General features: G+C 71.0%; 13 protein-coding genes. 5 read left to right on the top strand and 8 right to left on the bottom strand.

The features are described 5' to 3' along the window. Positions 1-75: 75 nt before the first annotated feature. The 5 genes from ACFXGX_RS05400 to ACFXGX_RS05420 are packed head-to-tail and all read right to left on the bottom strand — an operon-like array spanning position 76 to position 5,062. Complete coding sequence (locus ACFXGX_RS05400) at positions 76-1,404, bottom strand: LLM class flavin-dependent oxidoreductase (RefSeq protein ID WP_384784887.1); 1,329 nt, start codon at positions 1,402-1,404, stop codon at positions 76-78. A gap of 37 nt (positions 1,405-1,441) precedes the next feature. Next, the gene (locus ACFXGX_RS05405; RefSeq protein ID WP_384784889.1) at positions 1,442-2,494 is read right to left on the bottom strand and encodes an ABC transporter substrate-binding protein; all 1,053 of its coding nucleotides are present in this window, start codon (positions 2,492-2,494) and stop codon (positions 1,442-1,444) included. Positions 2,495-2,547: 53 nt separating this feature from the next. Beyond that, entirely contained in the window at positions 2,548-3,279 is a 732-nt protein-coding gene (locus tag ACFXGX_RS05410) for an ABC transporter ATP-binding protein (protein WP_384784891.1), read from the bottom strand. After that, positions 3,276-4,169 (bottom strand): ABC transporter permease, encoded by an 894-nt coding sequence (locus ACFXGX_RS05415; RefSeq protein ID WP_384784893.1) that lies wholly within the window; start codon positions 4,167-4,169, stop codon positions 3,276-3,278. The genes ACFXGX_RS05410 and ACFXGX_RS05415 overlap by 4 nt, the downstream gene beginning before the upstream one ends. Then, positions 4,166-5,062: a TauD/TfdA dioxygenase family protein gene (locus ACFXGX_RS05420; protein WP_384784895.1), complete on the bottom strand. Its 897-nt coding sequence runs from the start codon at positions 5,060-5,062 to the stop codon at positions 4,166-4,168. The genes ACFXGX_RS05415 and ACFXGX_RS05420 overlap by 4 nt, the downstream gene beginning before the upstream one ends. Before the next feature lie 1,135 nt (positions 5,063-6,197). Here ACFXGX_RS05420 and ACFXGX_RS05425 point away from each other — a divergent pair. From ACFXGX_RS05425 to ppdK, 4 genes are all read left to right on the top strand, one after another. Then, positions 6,198-6,515, top strand: coding sequence for a hypothetical protein (locus tag ACFXGX_RS05425; protein WP_384784897.1), 318 nt, complete (start codon positions 6,198-6,200; stop codon positions 6,513-6,515). Positions 6,516-6,778: 263 nt separating this feature from the next. After that, on the top strand, positions 6,779-8,140 hold the full coding sequence (locus ACFXGX_RS05430; protein WP_384784899.1) for a bifunctional o-acetylhomoserine/o-acetylserine sulfhydrylase: 1,362 nt from the start codon (positions 6,779-6,781) through the stop codon (positions 8,138-8,140). 8 nt (positions 8,141-8,148) lie between these two features. Next, positions 8,149-9,309, top strand: coding sequence for a homoserine O-acetyltransferase (locus tag ACFXGX_RS05435; RefSeq protein ID WP_384784901.1), 1,161 nt, complete (start codon positions 8,149-8,151; stop codon positions 9,307-9,309). Positions 9,310-9,675: 366 nt separating this feature from the next. Further along, the gene (gene ppdK, locus ACFXGX_RS05440) at positions 9,676-12,360 is read left to right on the top strand and encodes a pyruvate, phosphate dikinase (protein ID WP_384784903.1); all 2,685 of its coding nucleotides are present in this window, start codon (positions 9,676-9,678) and stop codon (positions 12,358-12,360) included. Positions 12,361-12,497: 137 nt separating this feature from the next. Here the strand turns inward: ppdK and ACFXGX_RS05445 are convergent, their stop codons facing one another. From ACFXGX_RS05445 to ACFXGX_RS05455, 3 genes are all read right to left on the bottom strand, one after another. Then, complete coding sequence (locus ACFXGX_RS05445; RefSeq protein WP_384784905.1) at positions 12,498-12,995, bottom strand: flavodoxin domain-containing protein; 498 nt, start codon at positions 12,993-12,995, stop codon at positions 12,498-12,500. A 199-nt stretch (positions 12,996-13,194) separates the two neighbouring features. Further along, complete coding sequence (locus tag ACFXGX_RS05450; protein WP_384784907.1) at positions 13,195-14,196, bottom strand: universal stress protein; 1,002 nt, start codon at positions 14,194-14,196, stop codon at positions 13,195-13,197. A 168-nt stretch (positions 14,197-14,364) separates the two neighbouring features. Beyond that, positions 14,365-15,639, bottom strand: coding sequence for a sulfite oxidase (locus tag ACFXGX_RS05455; protein WP_384784909.1), 1,275 nt, complete (start codon positions 15,637-15,639; stop codon positions 14,365-14,367). A gap of 426 nt (positions 15,640-16,065) precedes the next feature. On the opposite strand from ACFXGX_RS05455, the gene ACFXGX_RS05460 reads away from it, so the two are divergent. Continuing rightward, complete coding sequence (locus tag ACFXGX_RS05460) at positions 16,066-16,989, top strand: LLM class F420-dependent oxidoreductase (RefSeq protein WP_384784911.1); 924 nt, start codon at positions 16,066-16,068, stop codon at positions 16,987-16,989. Positions 16,990-17,107 lie beyond the last annotated feature (118 nt).

Genomic DNA, 17,107 nt, shown 5'->3' on the forward strand with positions numbered 1-17,107 from the left:
GTCCGCAGCAGGCAGGTCCGTGCGTGCCCGCATCCGGGGAACCGGCATGGCGGCCCCCGGCGCGGGCTCGTACGGTCAGGCCCGGAACTGGTTCGCCGGGACCGGAAGCCCGTAGTGCTCACGCAGAGTGGCGCCTTCGTACTCCTCTCGGAACAGGCCCTTGCCGCGCAGGATCGGCAGGACGTGCTCCACGAACGCCGCGAGGCCCGACGGCAGGGCGGGCGCCATGATGTTGAATCCGTCGGCGGCACCGCCCTCGAACCAGGCGATGATCGTGTCCGCGACCTGCTCGGGCGTGCCGACGAACTCGAAGTGGCCGCGTCCGCCGCCGAGTCGGGAGATGACCTGACGGACCGTGAGCTGTTCGCGTACCGCGAGGTCGATGATCAGGTCGGCACGGCTCTGCGCGCCCTCCAGCTTCGGCCTGGCGAGGATGAAGTCCGGCAGGGGCTTGTCGAGTTCGAAGACCGAGGGCTCGGTCTCGAACACGGCGGCCAACTGGCGCAGCCCGTACTCAGGTATACGCAGTTCGTCGAACTGCCGGGCCAGCGCGCGGGCTTCGGACTCGGTCGACCCGATGTACGGGACGATGCCGGGCAGGACGATCACGCCGTCCGGGTCGCGGCCCGCGGCCGTGGTGCGTGCCTTGATGTCGCCGTAGAAGGCGGCCGCGCGCTCGTAGGTCGTGTGAGCGGTGAAGATGGCCTCGGCGTGGCGGGCCGCGAAGTCCCGGCCGTCCTCGGACGAGCCGGCCTGCACGAGCAGTGGGTAACCCTGCGGCGGGCGCTGCACATTGAGCGGGCCGGCCACCTTGAAGTGGTTGCCCTCGTGGCCGAGCCGGTGCAGCCGCTCGGGGTCGGCGTAGCGTCCGGTGGTCCTGTCCGCGACGACGGCGTCGGACTCCCAACTGTCCCACAGGGCCTTGGCGACCTTGAGGAACTCGTCGGCGCGGGCGTACCGTTCGGCGTGGCCGGGGCGGTCGTCGAGTCCGAAGTTGGCGGCCTCGTCCGCCCCTGCCGAGGTGACGATGTTCCAGCCGGCGCGGCCGCCGCTGACGTGGTCGACGGAGGCGAGCCGGCGGGCGAGGTTGTACGGCTCGTTGTAGGTCGACGAAACGGTGGCGATGAGGCCGATCCGGCTGGTCGCCTGCGACAGGGCGGTCAGCAGTGTCAGTGGTTCGAGCTGGCCCGGTGGGCGGAACTCGCCTGTTCCCATGAGTGCCGGGCCGTCCGCCAGGAACAGCGAGTCGAACTTGGCGCTCTCGGCGAGCTGGGCCAGCTCGATCCAGTGCCGCAGGTCGAAGTCCGCCCTGGGGTTGCTGTGCGGGAGCCGCCACGCCGCCTCGTGGTGGCCCGCTTCCATGAGGAAGGCGTTGAGGTGGAGCCGGCGCTGGGTGTCGGTCACGGGTTGTCTCCTTTGCGCGTCGAGGTGGATGGCGGGGTCAGTCGAAGGTGAGCTTGGAGCTGTCGTAGCCGGCCGGGAGGAGATTGTCGGTGATGGAGTTCAGGTCGACCTTCTTGGTGATCTGGCCCGCTTCCAGGAAGGCGTCCGCGAGCTTCTGCTCCAGTTCGATGTCCGACTTCTCCACCGGCGTCACCCTGTTGGAGTAGGCGGCCAGGGAGGCCTTGGCGTCGGCCAGCGGGATGCCCTGCTCCTGCGAAAGCGCCTGAGCGTATTTCTCCGGGTGCTTGATGGCCCAGGCGTACTCCCGGGAGAGCCTCTTCAGGGCGTCCGTGAGGGCCGCACGCCTGGTCTTGTCCTTCAGCGACGTGTCACTCGCGACGTAGTAGCTGCTCGTCTGGTCGATCGGCGGGAGGCCCTTGACCAGGATCCGCGCGCCGTTCTTGACCGCGATCGCCGACTGCGGGTTCCAGATCGCCCAGGCGTCGACCTTGCCGGTGTTGAACGCCGTCGCGCCCGCCGCCGGGTCGAGGAAGACCAGTTTCGCGTCCTTGGGGCCGAGACCGACGCTCTTCAGCGCGTTCAGGGCCAGTCCGTGGGCGGAACTGCCCTGCGGGACGGCGATCCGCTTGCCCTTGAGGTCGGCGGCCGTCCTCAGCTTCGAACCCTTCGGCACGATGATGTTCTCCACCGCCTGGTCGGGCGTGAGCGAGCGGTTCACGGCGACGATCTTGAAGCCGTACTCCTTCGCCGCGCCGGTGATCGGGGGTACGTCACCGACGCTGCCCAGGTCTATGTCTCCCGAGGCGGCGGCTTGCACGAGTGGTGGGCCGTAGGTGAAGCGGGCGAACTTCACCTTGTAGGGCGCGTCGTCGAAGACGCCGGTCAGTTTGGCCAGGGCCTGGCTGCCGTCACCGCCGTTGTCCCCGATCGTGAAGGTGTACTTGCTCCACTCCGGGTGCTTCTCGCCGCTCGCGTTGCCGGCGTTGCTCAGCGGTGCGGTGGTGTCGGAGGACGATCCGCAGGCGACGAGGGTGCTTGCGAGGGCGAGCGGAGCGACGGCGGCGACGAGTCGGGTGGTTGTCTTGCGCATGGGATGTCCTGTGCTTTCTGTGCTGGGTACGGGTGTTGAGGGGTTCTTGGGGGTCAGTGCTGCCCGGCGAGGCCGAGGTCTTCCAGGAGCCGGGCACGGAGTTCCTCGCGCGCGACACTCGCTTCGCGGTCCTCGGCGGAGAGGTGGACCTCGTGCGAGGTGCCTATGCGGCCGTCGCTCATGACGAGGATGCGGTCCGCCAGTGCGATCGCCTCGTCGATGTCGTGGGTGACGAGCAGCATCGCGGCCTGGTGCTTCGTGCGCAGTGCGCGCACGAGGTCGTGCATGCGCAGCCGTGTGATGGCGTCGAGCGCCGCGAACGGCTCGTCGAGCAGGACGAGTTCGGGCTCCGAGACCAATGCCCTTGCCAGGGAGACCCGTTGGGCCTCGCCGCCGGAGAGCTCCTTGGGCCATGCCCTTTCGCGGCCCGCGAGACCGACTTCGGCGAGCACGTCGCGGGCCCGCTGGTCCGCCTCGGGTCCGTGCAGGCCGAGTGTGACGTTGCGCAGGACCCGCTGCCACGGCAGCAGTCGGTCGCCCTGGAAGACGATCGCCCGCTTCGCCGGGACCTCCACGCGTCCTCCGTCGGGACGGTCCAGTCCGGCGAGCAGCCGCAGGAGGGTGCTCTTGCCGCAGCCCGAGGGGCCGAGCAGGATCACCAATTCCTCGTCGGCGATGGTGAGATCGAGTCGGTCGAGTACGACCCGGTCACCGAACTGCCGGACGACCCGCTCCACGACGACACCGGTCTGCCGGCGGAGGTCGGTCGCGACGGTGCTGCTCATGACGCCTCATAACTCGGGCGCCACCGCAGCAGCACCCGTTCGAGAGCCCGGACGAACTGGTCGGCGAGAAGGCCGAGAAGTGAATAGATCACCAGCCCCACGAAGACCTGGTTGGTCTGGAGATAGGTCTGTCCCTGGGTGATGAGGAAGCCGAGTCCCTTGTCGGCGTTGACCGTCTCCGCGGCGACGAGGCCGAGGACGCTGTACGCGAGGGAGAAGCGGAGGCCGACCAGGAAGCCCGGCAGCGATCCGGGCACCAGCACCCGCGTCACCAGGCGCCAGGTGCCCGCTCCGGTCGTGCGTGCCATCTCGATGAGCCGCTGGTCGACTCCGCGGATCGCGGCGAACAGGTTGAGGTACATCGGCACGCCGGCGCCGAAGGAGATCAGCAGTACCTTCGTGAGCTCGTCGATGCCGAACCACACGATCATCAGCGGCAGCACCGCGAGCAGGGGGATCGTGTTGAGGACCTGTACGACGCCGTTGAACAGGTACTCACCGCTGCGCAGCAGTCCGCCGAGGACTCCCGCGACGATGCCCACCGTCAGGCCGAGGGCGAGACCGATGCCGGCCCGCTGCAGTGAGATGGCCAGGTCCGGCCCGAGTACGCCCTGCCGCCACAGATCGACGGCGGACCGCACGATCAAGGTGGGCGCCGGGGCGTAGGTCTTCGTCACCACGCCGGCCCGGGCGAGCACCTCCCAGAGGACGAGGATCGCGACCGGCGTCGTATAGATGCCCAGCGGCCAGCGCAGCCGGTCACGGAGTGCCGCGAGCGACGACCGGCGGCGCGCGTCGCGCGGAAGGAACACCTCGCGTTCCCGTACGTTGTCGGTGGCGGCGGCCGGGCCCTTGAGAACGGCCGGCGCCGGTATGCGGACCTCGGTCATGCCGCCACCGCCAGAACACTGGTGTAGTGCGAGGCGTCACCGACGAGCTGTTCGCTGAGGCGTCCGTCGACGCCGACCGGCACCTCTCCCGCGACGGTCACCCGGTTCAGGAGTCGCGGGTGGTCGTCGTAGTTGTCGACCGCGTAGTGCTGGGTGATCCGGTTGTCGAAGACGATCAGTTGGCCGGGAGACCAGGTCCAGCGCAGGATGTTCTCCGGACGCGTCACGTACGACTGGAAGATGCGCAGCAGATCCGCCGAGTCGCTGTTGGGCAGACCGACGATCCTCTTGGCGAACCCGCCGATGAACAGGCCCCGTTCGCCGGTCAGCGGATGGACTCGTACGACCGGGTGCTCGGCCTCGTACGGTGTCGAGACGAAGATCCGGTCGTACTCCTGCTGCTGTGCCGTGGCGGCCGCGGGGCGCGCGTAGTCGTACTGGTTGGTGTGGACGACGCGCAGCGAGTCCGCGAGGGTGCGCAGCGGTCGGGGCAGATCGCGGTAGGCAGCGGCGGCGTTGGCGATGAGTGTCTCGCCGCCGTATGGCGTGGTCACCAGGGACCTCAATGTGGTGACCTGCGGTGGGTTGACCACGAAGGTGACGTCGGTGTGCCACTCGTTGGCCTTGGAGGTCTCGCTGTCGACGGCGAGCACGTTGGTGGTGCCGTCGGCGGCCGCCACGTTCGGGTGGGCGGTGGTGAGTTCGCCGAACCAGCCGGCCACGCGCTCCTGGCCGGAGTCGTCGAGGCCGACGCGGTCGAAGACGAGTGCCTTGTGCTCGTTGAGGGCGTCACGGAGTGCCGTCAGCGTGGAGTCGGTCGGTGGCGCCGTGAGGTCGACGCCCTGGACCAACGCGCCTATACGGCCGGTGAGTTTACGGAGGGACACGGGCATGAGGTGGTCCTTCTCGGGGAGGTGGCCACGCCACCGAGTGCTGGGGACGGAAGGCGGCAACGGCGGATCGACTCGCGGCCCGAACGGCCGGAGACGGGGTAGGTGTCGCGGTCACGACGCGGGGGCCGATGGCCTGCGATCACGCGGGAAGCGCAAACCGGGCAGGCCGAGCCGCTTGAGGGGCTGGTGTCGGTTCGCCGGACCCGGGGCGAGCCCCGTCACCGACCGCGGTCGGGTCGGTGGCTCACCCGTGCTTCAACGACTGGGACGACCGTGCCGGCCCGCTCGTGCAGCCTCCCCGCCCACGCGGGCCCCGCACTGCGGACCGTTCAGCCCGCAGCCGGGAAGGAGAGGCGCGACGTGAGGTCGTGGAAACAGTCGCTCAGACGTCGGATGCGACGATCCCGCTGGACAGCGGCGCGACACGGGGGGATCGAAACCACCTCTGTCAGACGCGCACCGTCGGTGCGTACCGACGGCTGCCGGGGACGATCAGCCGGGTCAGCGACAACAGAACGTACTGGCGATGTGCGCCAGATCGATGTGGCGCCGCCGGGTGAGGTCCACGCGCGGGTTCATGAGACGGGAGTTCAGCAGACGGCCACCACGGTGGTCAAGAAATTCAAGGCGGGTCTTGCATGGCGGACACGGAGGGTCTCTCCGGTTGTCCGGCGGTGAAGTCGCTGCGGGCGGACCGTCAGCCCGGGATCGCTCATCGATTCGGAAGCCGCCTGCATCGCGCACCGTGACGTGAGCCGGCGGACTGCGCCTGCCCTTGACGCGTACGCCAGGAACTGGCGTGCGCGCCCGTTCGGCCCGTCGCCATCGCCGGGCCTCACGGTCTCGTTCCAGAGCTCTCTCCATGGCCACTCTGCCGTCCGTCACCCGGGAGGTCCATCTCGTCAGCGAGCACAAGGCGCTACCCCGTCCCGAGCTCGCCGTCGTCCCCCGGCCGCTGCCCGCACCCAGCCCGTGGGTCCGGCACGATGCGCGGCGAAGTGGCCAAGCGAAACGGGGACGCGGCGGCAGCGGCCGGGACCGTCCCCACGGGCCCTGCGGTTCTCCGAAGAGCGGGGACTGCTGACCCCGCCACCGCGTACGGCCGCCGGCCGACGCCCGTTACGGGCCGGACGACGTGGCCCGGGTCCGCGGCATCCGCGAAGTGCTGGGCGTCGGTCTGACCGTCGAGGACCTGCGGCGCATCGCCGACCGGATCCAGCTCCTGGCCGAGAATCCACACCCTCCCTGCGCCGGCGGCGATCCGGATTCTCCGGGCTCCGGCGTGGTCGAACGCCGACCGGCGGCCATCGACGCGGAGATCGGCCGCCTGACCCGTCCGCACGCCCGCCTGGCACAGCGGACCGGGCAGGTCTGTGCCTCTCCGTACGCCCAGAGACAGCGCAGCCGACACGCCCTCGAACGCATGAAACCCCGCCGTCTGGCTGGTTCCTGACGCTCGCGTGTGGTTACCTGGGCTCATGACCGTGCTCGTGACCCGCCGCCACGTCGATTACGTGCGTGTCACCACCACCGGTTGTCGCGCCTCGAGCTGACATCGCGCTCAGGCTTCTGACCAGCATCTTTTCCTTCACCCAGCGCTGACCGCTGGCACCGTACCGGCAATGGTCCGAAGCGCCATGGGTCCCTCACGCCTCCGCACCGCCGGGGGCTCCCTCACGCCTTCCCGTTCCCACCCTCCGTACAGGGAGCAGCACCATGAGCCAGCCCATCGACTCCGTCACCGCCGGCCACACCCCCGAAGACGCACCCGCCGGACCTGACACCTCGGCATGGTCCTTCGAGACCAAGCAGATCCACGCCGGAGCCACGCCCGACCCGACGACCGGCGCCCGGGCGACACCGATCTACCAGACGACGTCGTTCGTGTTCCGGGACACCCAGCATGCGGCCGACCTGTTCTCGCTGGCCGAACCCGGCAACATCTACACCCGCATCCACAACCCCACCCAGGACGTCTTCGAGCAGCGGATCGCCGCGCTGGAGGGCGGTGTCGCGGCGGTCGCGCTGTCCTCCGGGCAGGCGGCGGAGACACTGGCCATCCTGACGCTCGCGAGCTCCGGCGACCACATCGTCTCCAGTACCTCGCTGTACGGCGGTACGTACAACCTCTTCCGCCACACGCTCCCCAGGCTGGGCATCGAGGTGTCCTTCGTCGACGACCCGGACGACGCAGAGGCGTGGCGGGCCGCGATCCGGCCGAACACCAAGGCGCTGTTCGCCGAGACGCTCGGCAACCCGCGCGGCAACGTGCTGGACGTAAGGGCCGTCGCGGACGTCGCCCATGCCGGGGGCGTGCCGCTGATCGTGGACAACACAGTCCCGACTCCCTATCTGCTGCGGCCACTTGAGCACGGCGCGGACATCGTCGTGCACTCGGCCACCAAGTTCCTGGGCGGGCACGGCACCACCATCGCGGGTGTGGTCGTCGACGGCGGCACCTTCGACTTCGGCGCGCACACGGACCGGTTCCCGGACTTCACCGAGCCGGACCCGAGCTACCACGGCCTGCGGTACTGGCCCGCTCTCGGCCCGGGCGCCTTCGCCGTCAAGCTTCGGGTGCAACTGCTGCGCGACCTCGGCCCGGCGCTCTCCCCGCACTCCTCCTTCCTGCTGCTGCAGGGTGTGGAGACGCTGAGCCTGCGCATCGAGCGGCACTCGGCGAACGCCCAGGCACTCGCCGAGTGGCTGGAGGGGCGCGACGAGGTCGCCGCCGTCCACTACCCGGGACTCGCATCCAGCAGGTGGTACGAGGCAGGGCGGAAGTACCTGCCGCGCGGTGCCGGTGCCGTGGTCTCCTTCGAGCTGCGGGACGGAGTGGAGGCGGGCAAACGGTTCGTGGACGCGGTCGAGTTGTTCAGCCATCTCGCCAACATCGGCGACGTACGGAGCCTGATCATCCATCCGGCGTCCACCACCCACAGTCAGCTCGACGACGAGCAGCTCGCGGCCACCGGCACCTCTCCCGGTCTGGTGCGTCTCTCGGTCGGCATCGAGAACCTCGCCGATCTCAAGGCGGACTTGGAGGCAGGCTTCCGCGCGGCCAAGGAAGCGTCCTGAACACCGTATTGACGACTCCTCAGGGATCCCTCCCGCCAGGTACCGGTGCCTGGCGGGAGGGAGACCCGCCGGGACGTCGCCAGTGGTACGCCCGTGAGAAGCCTCTCGCGCTGGAGGCGGGCGGTGAACTGCCGGGCGTGCGGCTGGCGTTCGAGACATGGGGACGGCTCGCACCGGACGCCTCCAACGCCGTTCTCCTGCTGCACGCCCTCACCGGGGACAGTCATGTGGCCGGACCGGCCGGACCCGGGCACCCCACTCCCGGCTGGTGGGACGGCCTCGTCGGACCGGGACGCGTCCTGGACCCGGAGCACTGGTTCGTCGTGGCCCCGAACGTCCTCGGGGGCTGCCAGGGAAGCACCGGACCGTCCTCGCTCACACCGGGCGGACGTCGCTGGGGCGGTGATTTCCCCTTTCTGACACAGCGCGACCAGGTGGTGGCCGAGGCCGGTCTGGCCGACGCACTCGGCATCGAGCGCTGGGCCCTGGTGGTCGGCGGTTCGATGGGTGGGATGCGGGCTCTCGAATGGGCCGTGTCGTATCCCGAGAGGACCGGTGCGCTCCTGGTCCTCGCCACGACCGCCGCGGCGAGCGCCGAGCAGATCGCCTGGGCCGACATCCAACTGCGCGCCATCCGCTCCGACCCGAACTGGCGCGGGGGCAACTACCACGACACCGGCCCCGGCCCGGACACCGGACTCGGACTGGCCCGGCGGATCGCCCACGTCACCTACCGCAGCGAACCCGAACTCCGCGTCCGCTTCGGCCGGACGGCGCAGGGCACGGAGGATCCCTGGAACGGGGGCCGGTACCAGGTCGAGTCCTACCTCGGCCATCACGCGGCCAAGCTGGTCAGACGCTTCGACGCGGGCAGCTACGTCGTGCTGTCGGAGGCCATGAACAGCCACGACATCGGCCGGGACCGCGGTGGCGTGCGCGCGGCCCTGCGCCGGGTGACCGCCCCCACCCTCGTGGCCGGGGTCGACTCGGACCGCCTCTACCCACCGGCGCAGCAGGCGGAGCTGGCGGCCGGTATCTCCACCGCGGACGGTCTCCGGCGGATCGAATCCGCTCACGGCCACGACGGCTTCCTCATCGAGGTGGAGCAGGTCGCCGCGCTGGTGGGCGAACTCGTTTCAGGGAAACCCGTAGAGCAAGAGGGGGCATGACCGATGGGCGCATGAGGGTCGGCCGGGCCCCTCATCGAGGGCCAATGGCCCCTGCCGGACCGACCGTCGGCCCACTGACGTGGCGACTGCCGGTCCACCGGCACAACGAGCCGGCCGGATGTTCTCCCACCCCGGACGACGAGCGGGTGTCGGTCCGCGAGGGTATGACCGGGACCCGCGCGCCTCCACGTCCCCATCGCCGTACCTCCGCCCGCCCCCGTCCTGTGCCACGGTGGTAGGAGCACGCTCACCAAGGTGGGCCGACCGGCCCTGTGAAGGGGCCCGACAGCACCTGCCGCTCCGTACGAGCCGGTCGGAGGCTGGAGACATGCTCCAGCCCGTAACCCGACAGAGGAGACCGGCGACATGGTCCGCTACGTGTACGACTTCGCGGAAGGCGGCCGCGACCAGGCCGACCTGCTGGGCGGCAAGGGAGCCAACCTCGCCGAGATGACCCGGCTGGAGCTGCCCGTCCCGCCGGGCTTCACCGTGACCACGGACGCCTGCCGGGCCTTCCTCACCACCGGCAGCGAGCCGGACGGCCTGATCCGGGAGATCTCCGACCGGCTCACGGTCCTGGAGGAGACGGCGGGACGGCGGCTGGGGCAGCCGGACGATCCTCTGCTGCTGTCGGTGCGCTCCGGGGCGCGCTTCTCCATGCCCGGCATGATGGAGACGATCCTCGACATCGGCCTCAATCACGAGTCCGTCCTCGGTCTGGCGAAGGTCTCCGGCAACGAGCGCTTCGCCTGGGACTCCTATCGCCGCCTCGTGCAGATGTTCGGCAGCACGGTCATGGGCGTCGACAGCGCTCTCTTCGAAGGCGTCCTGGACGACCTGAAGCAGGCCCGGGGCACGGCGAGCGACCTCGACCTGACGGCGGCCGACCTGGCCGGGCTCGTCGAGTCGTACCTGAGTCTCGTACGCCAGGAGACCGGTGAGTACTTCCCGCAGTCACCCGCCGAACAGCTCCGGCAGGCGGTCCTCGCCGTGTTCGAGTCCTGGAACGGCGAACGCGCCCGGATCTACCGACGCCGTGAGCACATCCCCGACGACCTGGGCACGGCGGTCAACGTACAGACCATGGTCTTCGGCAATCTCGGCGCCGACTCCGGCAGCGGCGTCGCCTTCACCCGGGACCCCGCCACGGGACGGCCCGGCCTGTACGGCGACTACCTCGCGAACGCTCAGGGCGAGGACGTCGTGGCCGGCATCCGCAACACCGTCCCGCTGACCGCTCTCGCGGACCTGGATCCGCCGTCGTACGAACAACTCCGCTCCCACATGCGCACGTTGGAGTCGCACTACCGGGATCTGTGCGACATCGAGTTCACGATCGAGCGCGGCCGACTGTGGATGCTCCAGACCCGGGTCGGCAAGCGCACCGCGGAGGCCGCGTTCGCCATCGCCACGGAGCTGGCCGAGGAGGGTCTGATCACTCCGGACGAGGGGCTGGCCAGGGTCAGCGGGGCAGGTCTCGCCCGGTTGATGTTCCCCCGGTTCGACACCTCGGCCGTCGGCGAGGCCCTGGCACACGGTCTGCCGGCCTCACCGGGGGCGGCCGTGGGCGCCGCCGTGTTCGACTCCCCGGAGGCGGTACGGCGTTCCGCGGCCGGCGAGAAGGTCGTCCTGGTCCGCCAGGAGACGACCCCGGACGATCTGCCCGGCATGATCGCCGCCCAGGCGGTGCTGACCAGCCGCGGCGGCAAGACCAGCCACGCGGCCGTCGTCGCCCGCGGCATGGGCACGGTGTGCGTGTGCGGGGCCGAGGAGATCAGCGTGGACACCACGGCGCGCCGGTTCACGGTGGGGGACACCGTCGTCGAGGAGGGCACGGTCGTCTCCGTGGACGGTTCGGAAGGCGCCGTGTACCTGGGCGCCGCCCCGCTGGTCGACTCCGCGGTGATGCGGTACTTCGAGACGGGCGAGCGGTCCGACGGGCTGGTCGGGGCCGTCGTCGGCGCCATGGAGCGGGCGGACGGCCTGCGGCGCCTGGAGGTCCGGGCGAACGCCGACACACCCGAGGACGCGGCCCGCGCCCGGCGGTTCGGCGCCCAGGGCATCGGCCTGTGCCGCACCGAGCACATGTTCCTCGGCGAGCGCCGCAAGCTGGTCGAGGCGATGATCCTGGCCCGCGACGAGCGCGAGCGCGAAAGGGCTCTGGCCGTGCTGCTGCCCCTCCAGCGGCAGGACTTCATCGGCATCCTGGAGGCGATGGACGCCCTGCCGGTCACCATCCGGCTCATCGACCCGCCTCTGCACGAGTTCCTGCCCGACCGGACCGGACTCGCGGTGCGGATCGCCGCCGCCGAGGCCCGGGGCGAGCGGCCGGACCCGCATGACACCGATCTGCTGGACGCGGTGAACCGTATGCACGAGGAGAACCCGATGCTCGGGCTGCGTGGCGTGCGGCTGGGCCTGCTCGTCCCGGGGCTGGTCGCCATGCAGGTCCGCGCGATCGCCGAGGCGGTCGTGGAGCGTACACGGGCCGGCGGGCAGCCCACGGCGGAGATCATGGTGCCGCTTGTGGGCGCCGTCGAGGAACTGCGCATCGAGCGCGCCGAAGTGGAACGCGTACTGGCCGAGGTCTCCGAAGAGTCCGGCATCCCCGTGCGGCTCCCGGTCGGCACCATGATCGAGCTCCCGCGGGCCGCGCTCACGGCCGGCCGCATCGCCGAGGAGGCGGAGTTCTTCTCCTTCGGCACCAACGACCTCACCCAGACGACCTGGGGCTTCTCACGCGACGACGTCGAGGCCGCGTTCTTCTCGGCCTACCTCGACAAGGGCATCTTCGCCACCTCCCCGTTCGAGACCCTCGACCGTGACGGTGTGGGCCGGCTGGTCCGCATCGCGGTGGACGAAGGCCGTGCCGCACGCCCCGAGCTGAAGATCGGCGTCTGCGGCGAGCACGGCGGGGACCCCGAGTCCGTGCACTTCTTCCACACGGCCGGGCTGGACTACGTGTCCTGTTCGCCGTTCCGCGTTCCCGTCGCGCGCCTGGAGGCCGGACGTGCGGCACTCTCTTCGACGCGGACGGACGACAGCGAGTGAGGCAGGTGGGTTGGCCCGGGCGCCGGCTCCGGCCGTCTCGGGCTCGGGCGGCGGTGCGCTGGACGGCGCCGCCGAGCGTCCCGTACCGGGTCGGCCGCGGTAGACGGGGACACAGGACCGGCTGACCGAAGGAGCGACTACACGCGGGCGAGCGAGGCCGCGATGTCCTTCGCCCACTCCTCGATGGCACCGAAGTCCCGGAAGTCGCCGCCCTTCCCGGAGCTGATGATCATGTTGGCGATCCGTCCCCTGGCTCCTTCCTTCAGGCACCCGCCGAAGGTGATGTGTCCCTGGACGTCCATCCGGTTCATGGTCCGCTGGACACCCCGCACGGGCGGGACGTCCCGGTCGGCGGCGGAGCTGTCGAGCGGTCCGCTGCTGAAGAGCCACACCGGACGGTGCGCGAGCTCCACCCGGTGCCGGCGGACAAACCGCCGCGCGTCCTTGTGCCAGCGTCCCGCGTAGAGTCCGCCGCCGACCACGACGGCGTCGTAGGACGCCACGCTCGTGACCGAACGGGCCGGAAGGGCCTGGGCGGTCAACCCGCCCTCGCGCAGTGTCTCGGCGACCACTTCGGCGATCTCCGCGGTGGATCCGTTCGTCGTTCCATAGGCGACCAGCACGGTGTCGGCCATGACGATCCGCCTCCTCTCACGGTCGACCTCTTCGGTCTACCTCTCCTTCGGTACCACCTCGATCGTCCGCCGGAGCGGAGAAGGTGCCCATGGGCTGTACGGGCCACCCCGGGGCCGGTCGGCTCTGCCGTCCCCGCCGACCGGCCCACCCCGGTCAGCTCACCGGACCGGGGCGGTCGCGCAGCCGGGCCAACCCTGCTCACAGCGGTTCAGGAACCACGGCGACCGGGCAGGGGGCGTGGTGCAGGACTCCGTGAGCGACGCGGCCGAGCTGGAGCCCGAGGCGTCCGGGATCGCGCCGGGCACCGACCACCAGCAGACCGGCGTCGTGGGACGCGTCCAGGAGGACATGGCGAGTCGGGCCCTCGACGGTGCGGCGGCGCAGGTCGATGTCGGCCGGCACGTCCTTCAGTGCCTCACCGAGCGCCGTGACGGCCTGCTCCTCGTGCAGTCGCGCGGGTTCACCGGCGAACAGCGGGTGGTCCACGCTCTCGTGCGCGGGCCGGCGCCAGGCCCGTACGGCGTCCAGGGGTGCCCGGCGCAGCCTCGCCTCTCCCACGGCGAAGCGCAGCGCCACCGAGCTCTTCCCCGTGTCGCCGACACCCACGACCACACGGCGCGCGGGCGCGGCGCCGACCTGGTTGTCGTGGCAGCCGCGCAGCACGATGACCGGGCAGTCGGCGTACGCGGCCACCGCGAGGCTGACGGAACCGAGCAGCATCTCGACGAAATCGCTGCGGCCACGGGTGCCGAGGACCAGCGCGGAGGCGTTGCGCCCCTCCCGTACCAGCGCGTACTCGGGCTCCTCGGCCAGGACCTCGGCCGAGGCCTCGAGATCGGGGTGACGCCTCAGGGCCCGGCGGAGGCCGACCGCCACGACGTCGTCGGCGCGGACCTCTTCGTAGGGCTTGTGCTCGCCGGCGAGGGCCGTGCCCTCGTACCGCTCCCACAGGGAGGCGTACACCACGCGCAGGGGCACACCGCGCAGCGCTGCCTCGTCGGCCGCCCAGTCCACGGCACGCAGACTCGGCTCGGACCCGTCCACGGCGACGACCAGCGGGGCCTCGTGGGAGGTGACGGCGACTGCCGGGGCGGGGTCCGCCGCTGCGGAGGGCCCGGAGTCGGACACGGCCGCCCGGTGCCCCCGCGAGGAGGACGGACGGACACCGGAGCCCTGGGTAGGGTGCTCGTGAACGGCCATGGCGGGAACCCCTTCGGGAACGGTCGGATCATTGCCTGACGCGTCTCACTGTCGTCCCGTACGTCGTGTGGCACCCCCTGCCGAAGGTCCGGCGCCGTGGGGCCGGACGGCCCTGCGTCCGAGGCCTGTTGGCATCGGTTCCGCCGTCCCGGCCGGGGCCGCCGTCAGTCACACCACGCTCACCGGATGCCGCACCACCGCGCCGAACAGGTATCCCTGGGTGTTCGGCACCACGGTGTCCGGCTGGGTCCGGCCGGCCGTGTCCGTGGCGCGGGCCAGCAGGTGGGTGGCGCCGGGTGTGTCGGGCTGCCAAGGGAGGGACCAGCGGGTCCAGGTGCCGGACCGGGGCCGGTCGTGCAGCCGGGCGGGCAGCCAGTTGACGCCTCCGTCCGTACTGACGTCGACCTTGGCGACACCTCCCGCACCCGACCACGACCGCCCGCGCAGCACGTGTCTGTGGCCGGCCGCGAACGTGGCCCCGCTCGCCAGCTCGAAGGCACTCTTCGTGGTCTGCCGGGTGAGCGGCGCGCTCCCGCCCTCGGGGTAGGCGGGACCGAACAGCCGGTAGAAGGTGGTGTTCCAGGGCGAGAAGAGCGGTTCGGCGGACACCTCGATGTCGCCGACCCACTTGATCGACGCGATCCCCACCCAGGAGGGCACCAGCACCCGTACCGGATAGCCGTGGTCGTACGGCAGTGGTTCACCGTTCATCTCGTACGCGAGCAGTACGTCGTCCAGGGCCTTGGCGAGCGGCAGCGGACGGCGTACTCGCCCCAGGCTCTCCCCGCCGCTGACGTACTCGGCGTCCAGACCGCGCGGCTGGACGTCCACGGCCCGCGGGGACAGACCTGCCCTGCGCAACACGTCCGCCAACCGCACGCCGCGCCAGCGCGCGACGCCGATCGCTCCCAGGGTCCAGGCGGTGCCGGTGACCGTCTCGCTCTGTTGCGTCGTGTAGTAGGAGCGGCCGTTCCCGGCGCATTCGACGAAGGCGGTCCGGGTCACGGCCGGCAGCGCGCGCAGATCGTCGTACCCGAACTCCACCGGCCGGTCCTCGCCGGGGCTGCCGCGCAATCCGCTCCCCCACAGCCGAAGGCGCCAGTCCTCGGCGTTCAGGACGGGGGTCGCGGTGTGGTTGCGTACGAAGAACCGTTCGTTGGGGGTGTGGTGGCCGGTTCCGCTCAGTGCCTCCCAGCGGGTCTCGGCGTTGGTACCGCGCTGGATGAACCACTCGGCGGGCAGCGGCTTGACGATCGGACTGTCGGCGGCGTGGGCGGGCCGTGGGGCGCCGAGCGCGGTTGCGGCGGCGGTCGCGGTGAGCAGGGTGAGCAGCCGACGGCGGGTGACCCCCTCGGCTCTGGCCTCACCCGCGAGCCACTGGCGCAGTCTGCGGCGGTCGTACGCGGTTTCGTGGTGTGGGCCTGCGGGGGTAGGTGAAGGCATGGCGGGTCCTCGTCATGACGGGGCGAGAAGTACGAGAGGGTCGGGCACGAGTCGGCGCGGGCGTGCGGGGCCTGATGTGCACTCGACCGGCGTGTCCGGAGCGGGAGTTCGCGGAGGCGCGAGGAGGGGCGTGATCAGCCGGTCGTCCGACACAGCGCGGCGGCCACGCGGACGAGGTCCACGGCGCGGCGGCGGGTCAGAGGCTCCGACATCGGCATGGCGGGATGTAAGCACGTGGGGTGGAAGGCGTCAACGGAGCCCGTGTGTCGGTGAACCGGGCTGCCTGGCACCTCGGTTGGCGTGGCTGCCGGGAACCGCCGCCCCGCGAATCGGAGGGCAGGGTGGCCGGTCGCGCATCACAAGACTGACATACAGCCGTCACACTCGAACGGAATGCGGGCTCACCGGCCGCCCGTTCCACCTGACATGACTGTTGGAGTAGCACTCAACGCATCCGACGCGCAGAACCAGGTGGACGCCAGTGTGCACCTGGCCCAGGAAGCCGCCGCGGCCGGTCTGCGGTCGGTATGGTTCGGCCAGACCTTCGGCGCGGACTCACCCCAACTCGCCGCGCTCGTCGGGCGGGCGGTACCGGAACTCCATGTGGGCACCTCCGCGATCCCCGTCTTCGGCCGCCACCCGCTGCTGGTCTCCAGTCAGGCGCAGACCGCCCAGGCCGCGACCCACGGCCGCTACCACCTCGGCCTGGCCCTGGGCACGAAACTGCTGACGGAGACCGGCTTCGGCCTGCCCTTCGAGCGTCCCATCGCCCGTCTGCGCGAATTCCTCACCGTGCTGCGCCAGTTGACCGAGACCGGCACAGCCGACTTCCGCGGTGAGCTGCTCAGCGCCACGACTCCGCTGTCCGCACGTGTACCGGGCGCCGAGTCGGGTGTTCCGCTGCTGGTCGCCGCGATGGGGCCGCAGGCGCTCCGGGTCAGCGGTGAGCTCGCGGACGGGATCCTGCCCTACCTCGCGGGACCGCGCGCCCTCGCGGAGCACATCGTGCCCGCCGTCACGGCCTCGGCGGAGGCCGCCGGACGGCCCGCGCCCCGGATCGTGGCGCTGGTGCCCGGCGTGGTCACGGGCGATGTGGACGCGGTGCGGGCGAAAGCCACCGAGAGCCTCTCGTTCTACGAGCAGATCCCGTCCTACGCCCGGGTCATCGAACTGTCCGGCGGCCGCAGAGCCGCGGATCTGGCCGTGATCGGCGACGAGAAGACGCTCGAGGCCGAGGTACGGCGCTACCGCGACGCGGGCGCCACCGAGGTCGTGTTCTCGGCCACCGAGATCGCGGGAGCGGCGGACCGGCGCCGTACGTGGGCGCTCCTCGGCGAACTCGCCGCCTGATGCGAACTCGGCGCCCGAGCCCGTCGGCCCACCGGCGTACCCACCCCGCCGACCCGCCACGAGCCGAGCCCCAACGGCCGACCCACCGATTCACCGACCGCTCCGAAGAATCCCCGCA

The organism is Streptomyces sp. NPDC059371 (assembly GCF_042751995.1).
Taxonomy (GTDB): Bacteria; Actinomycetota; Actinomycetes; order Streptomycetales; family Streptomycetaceae; genus Streptomyces.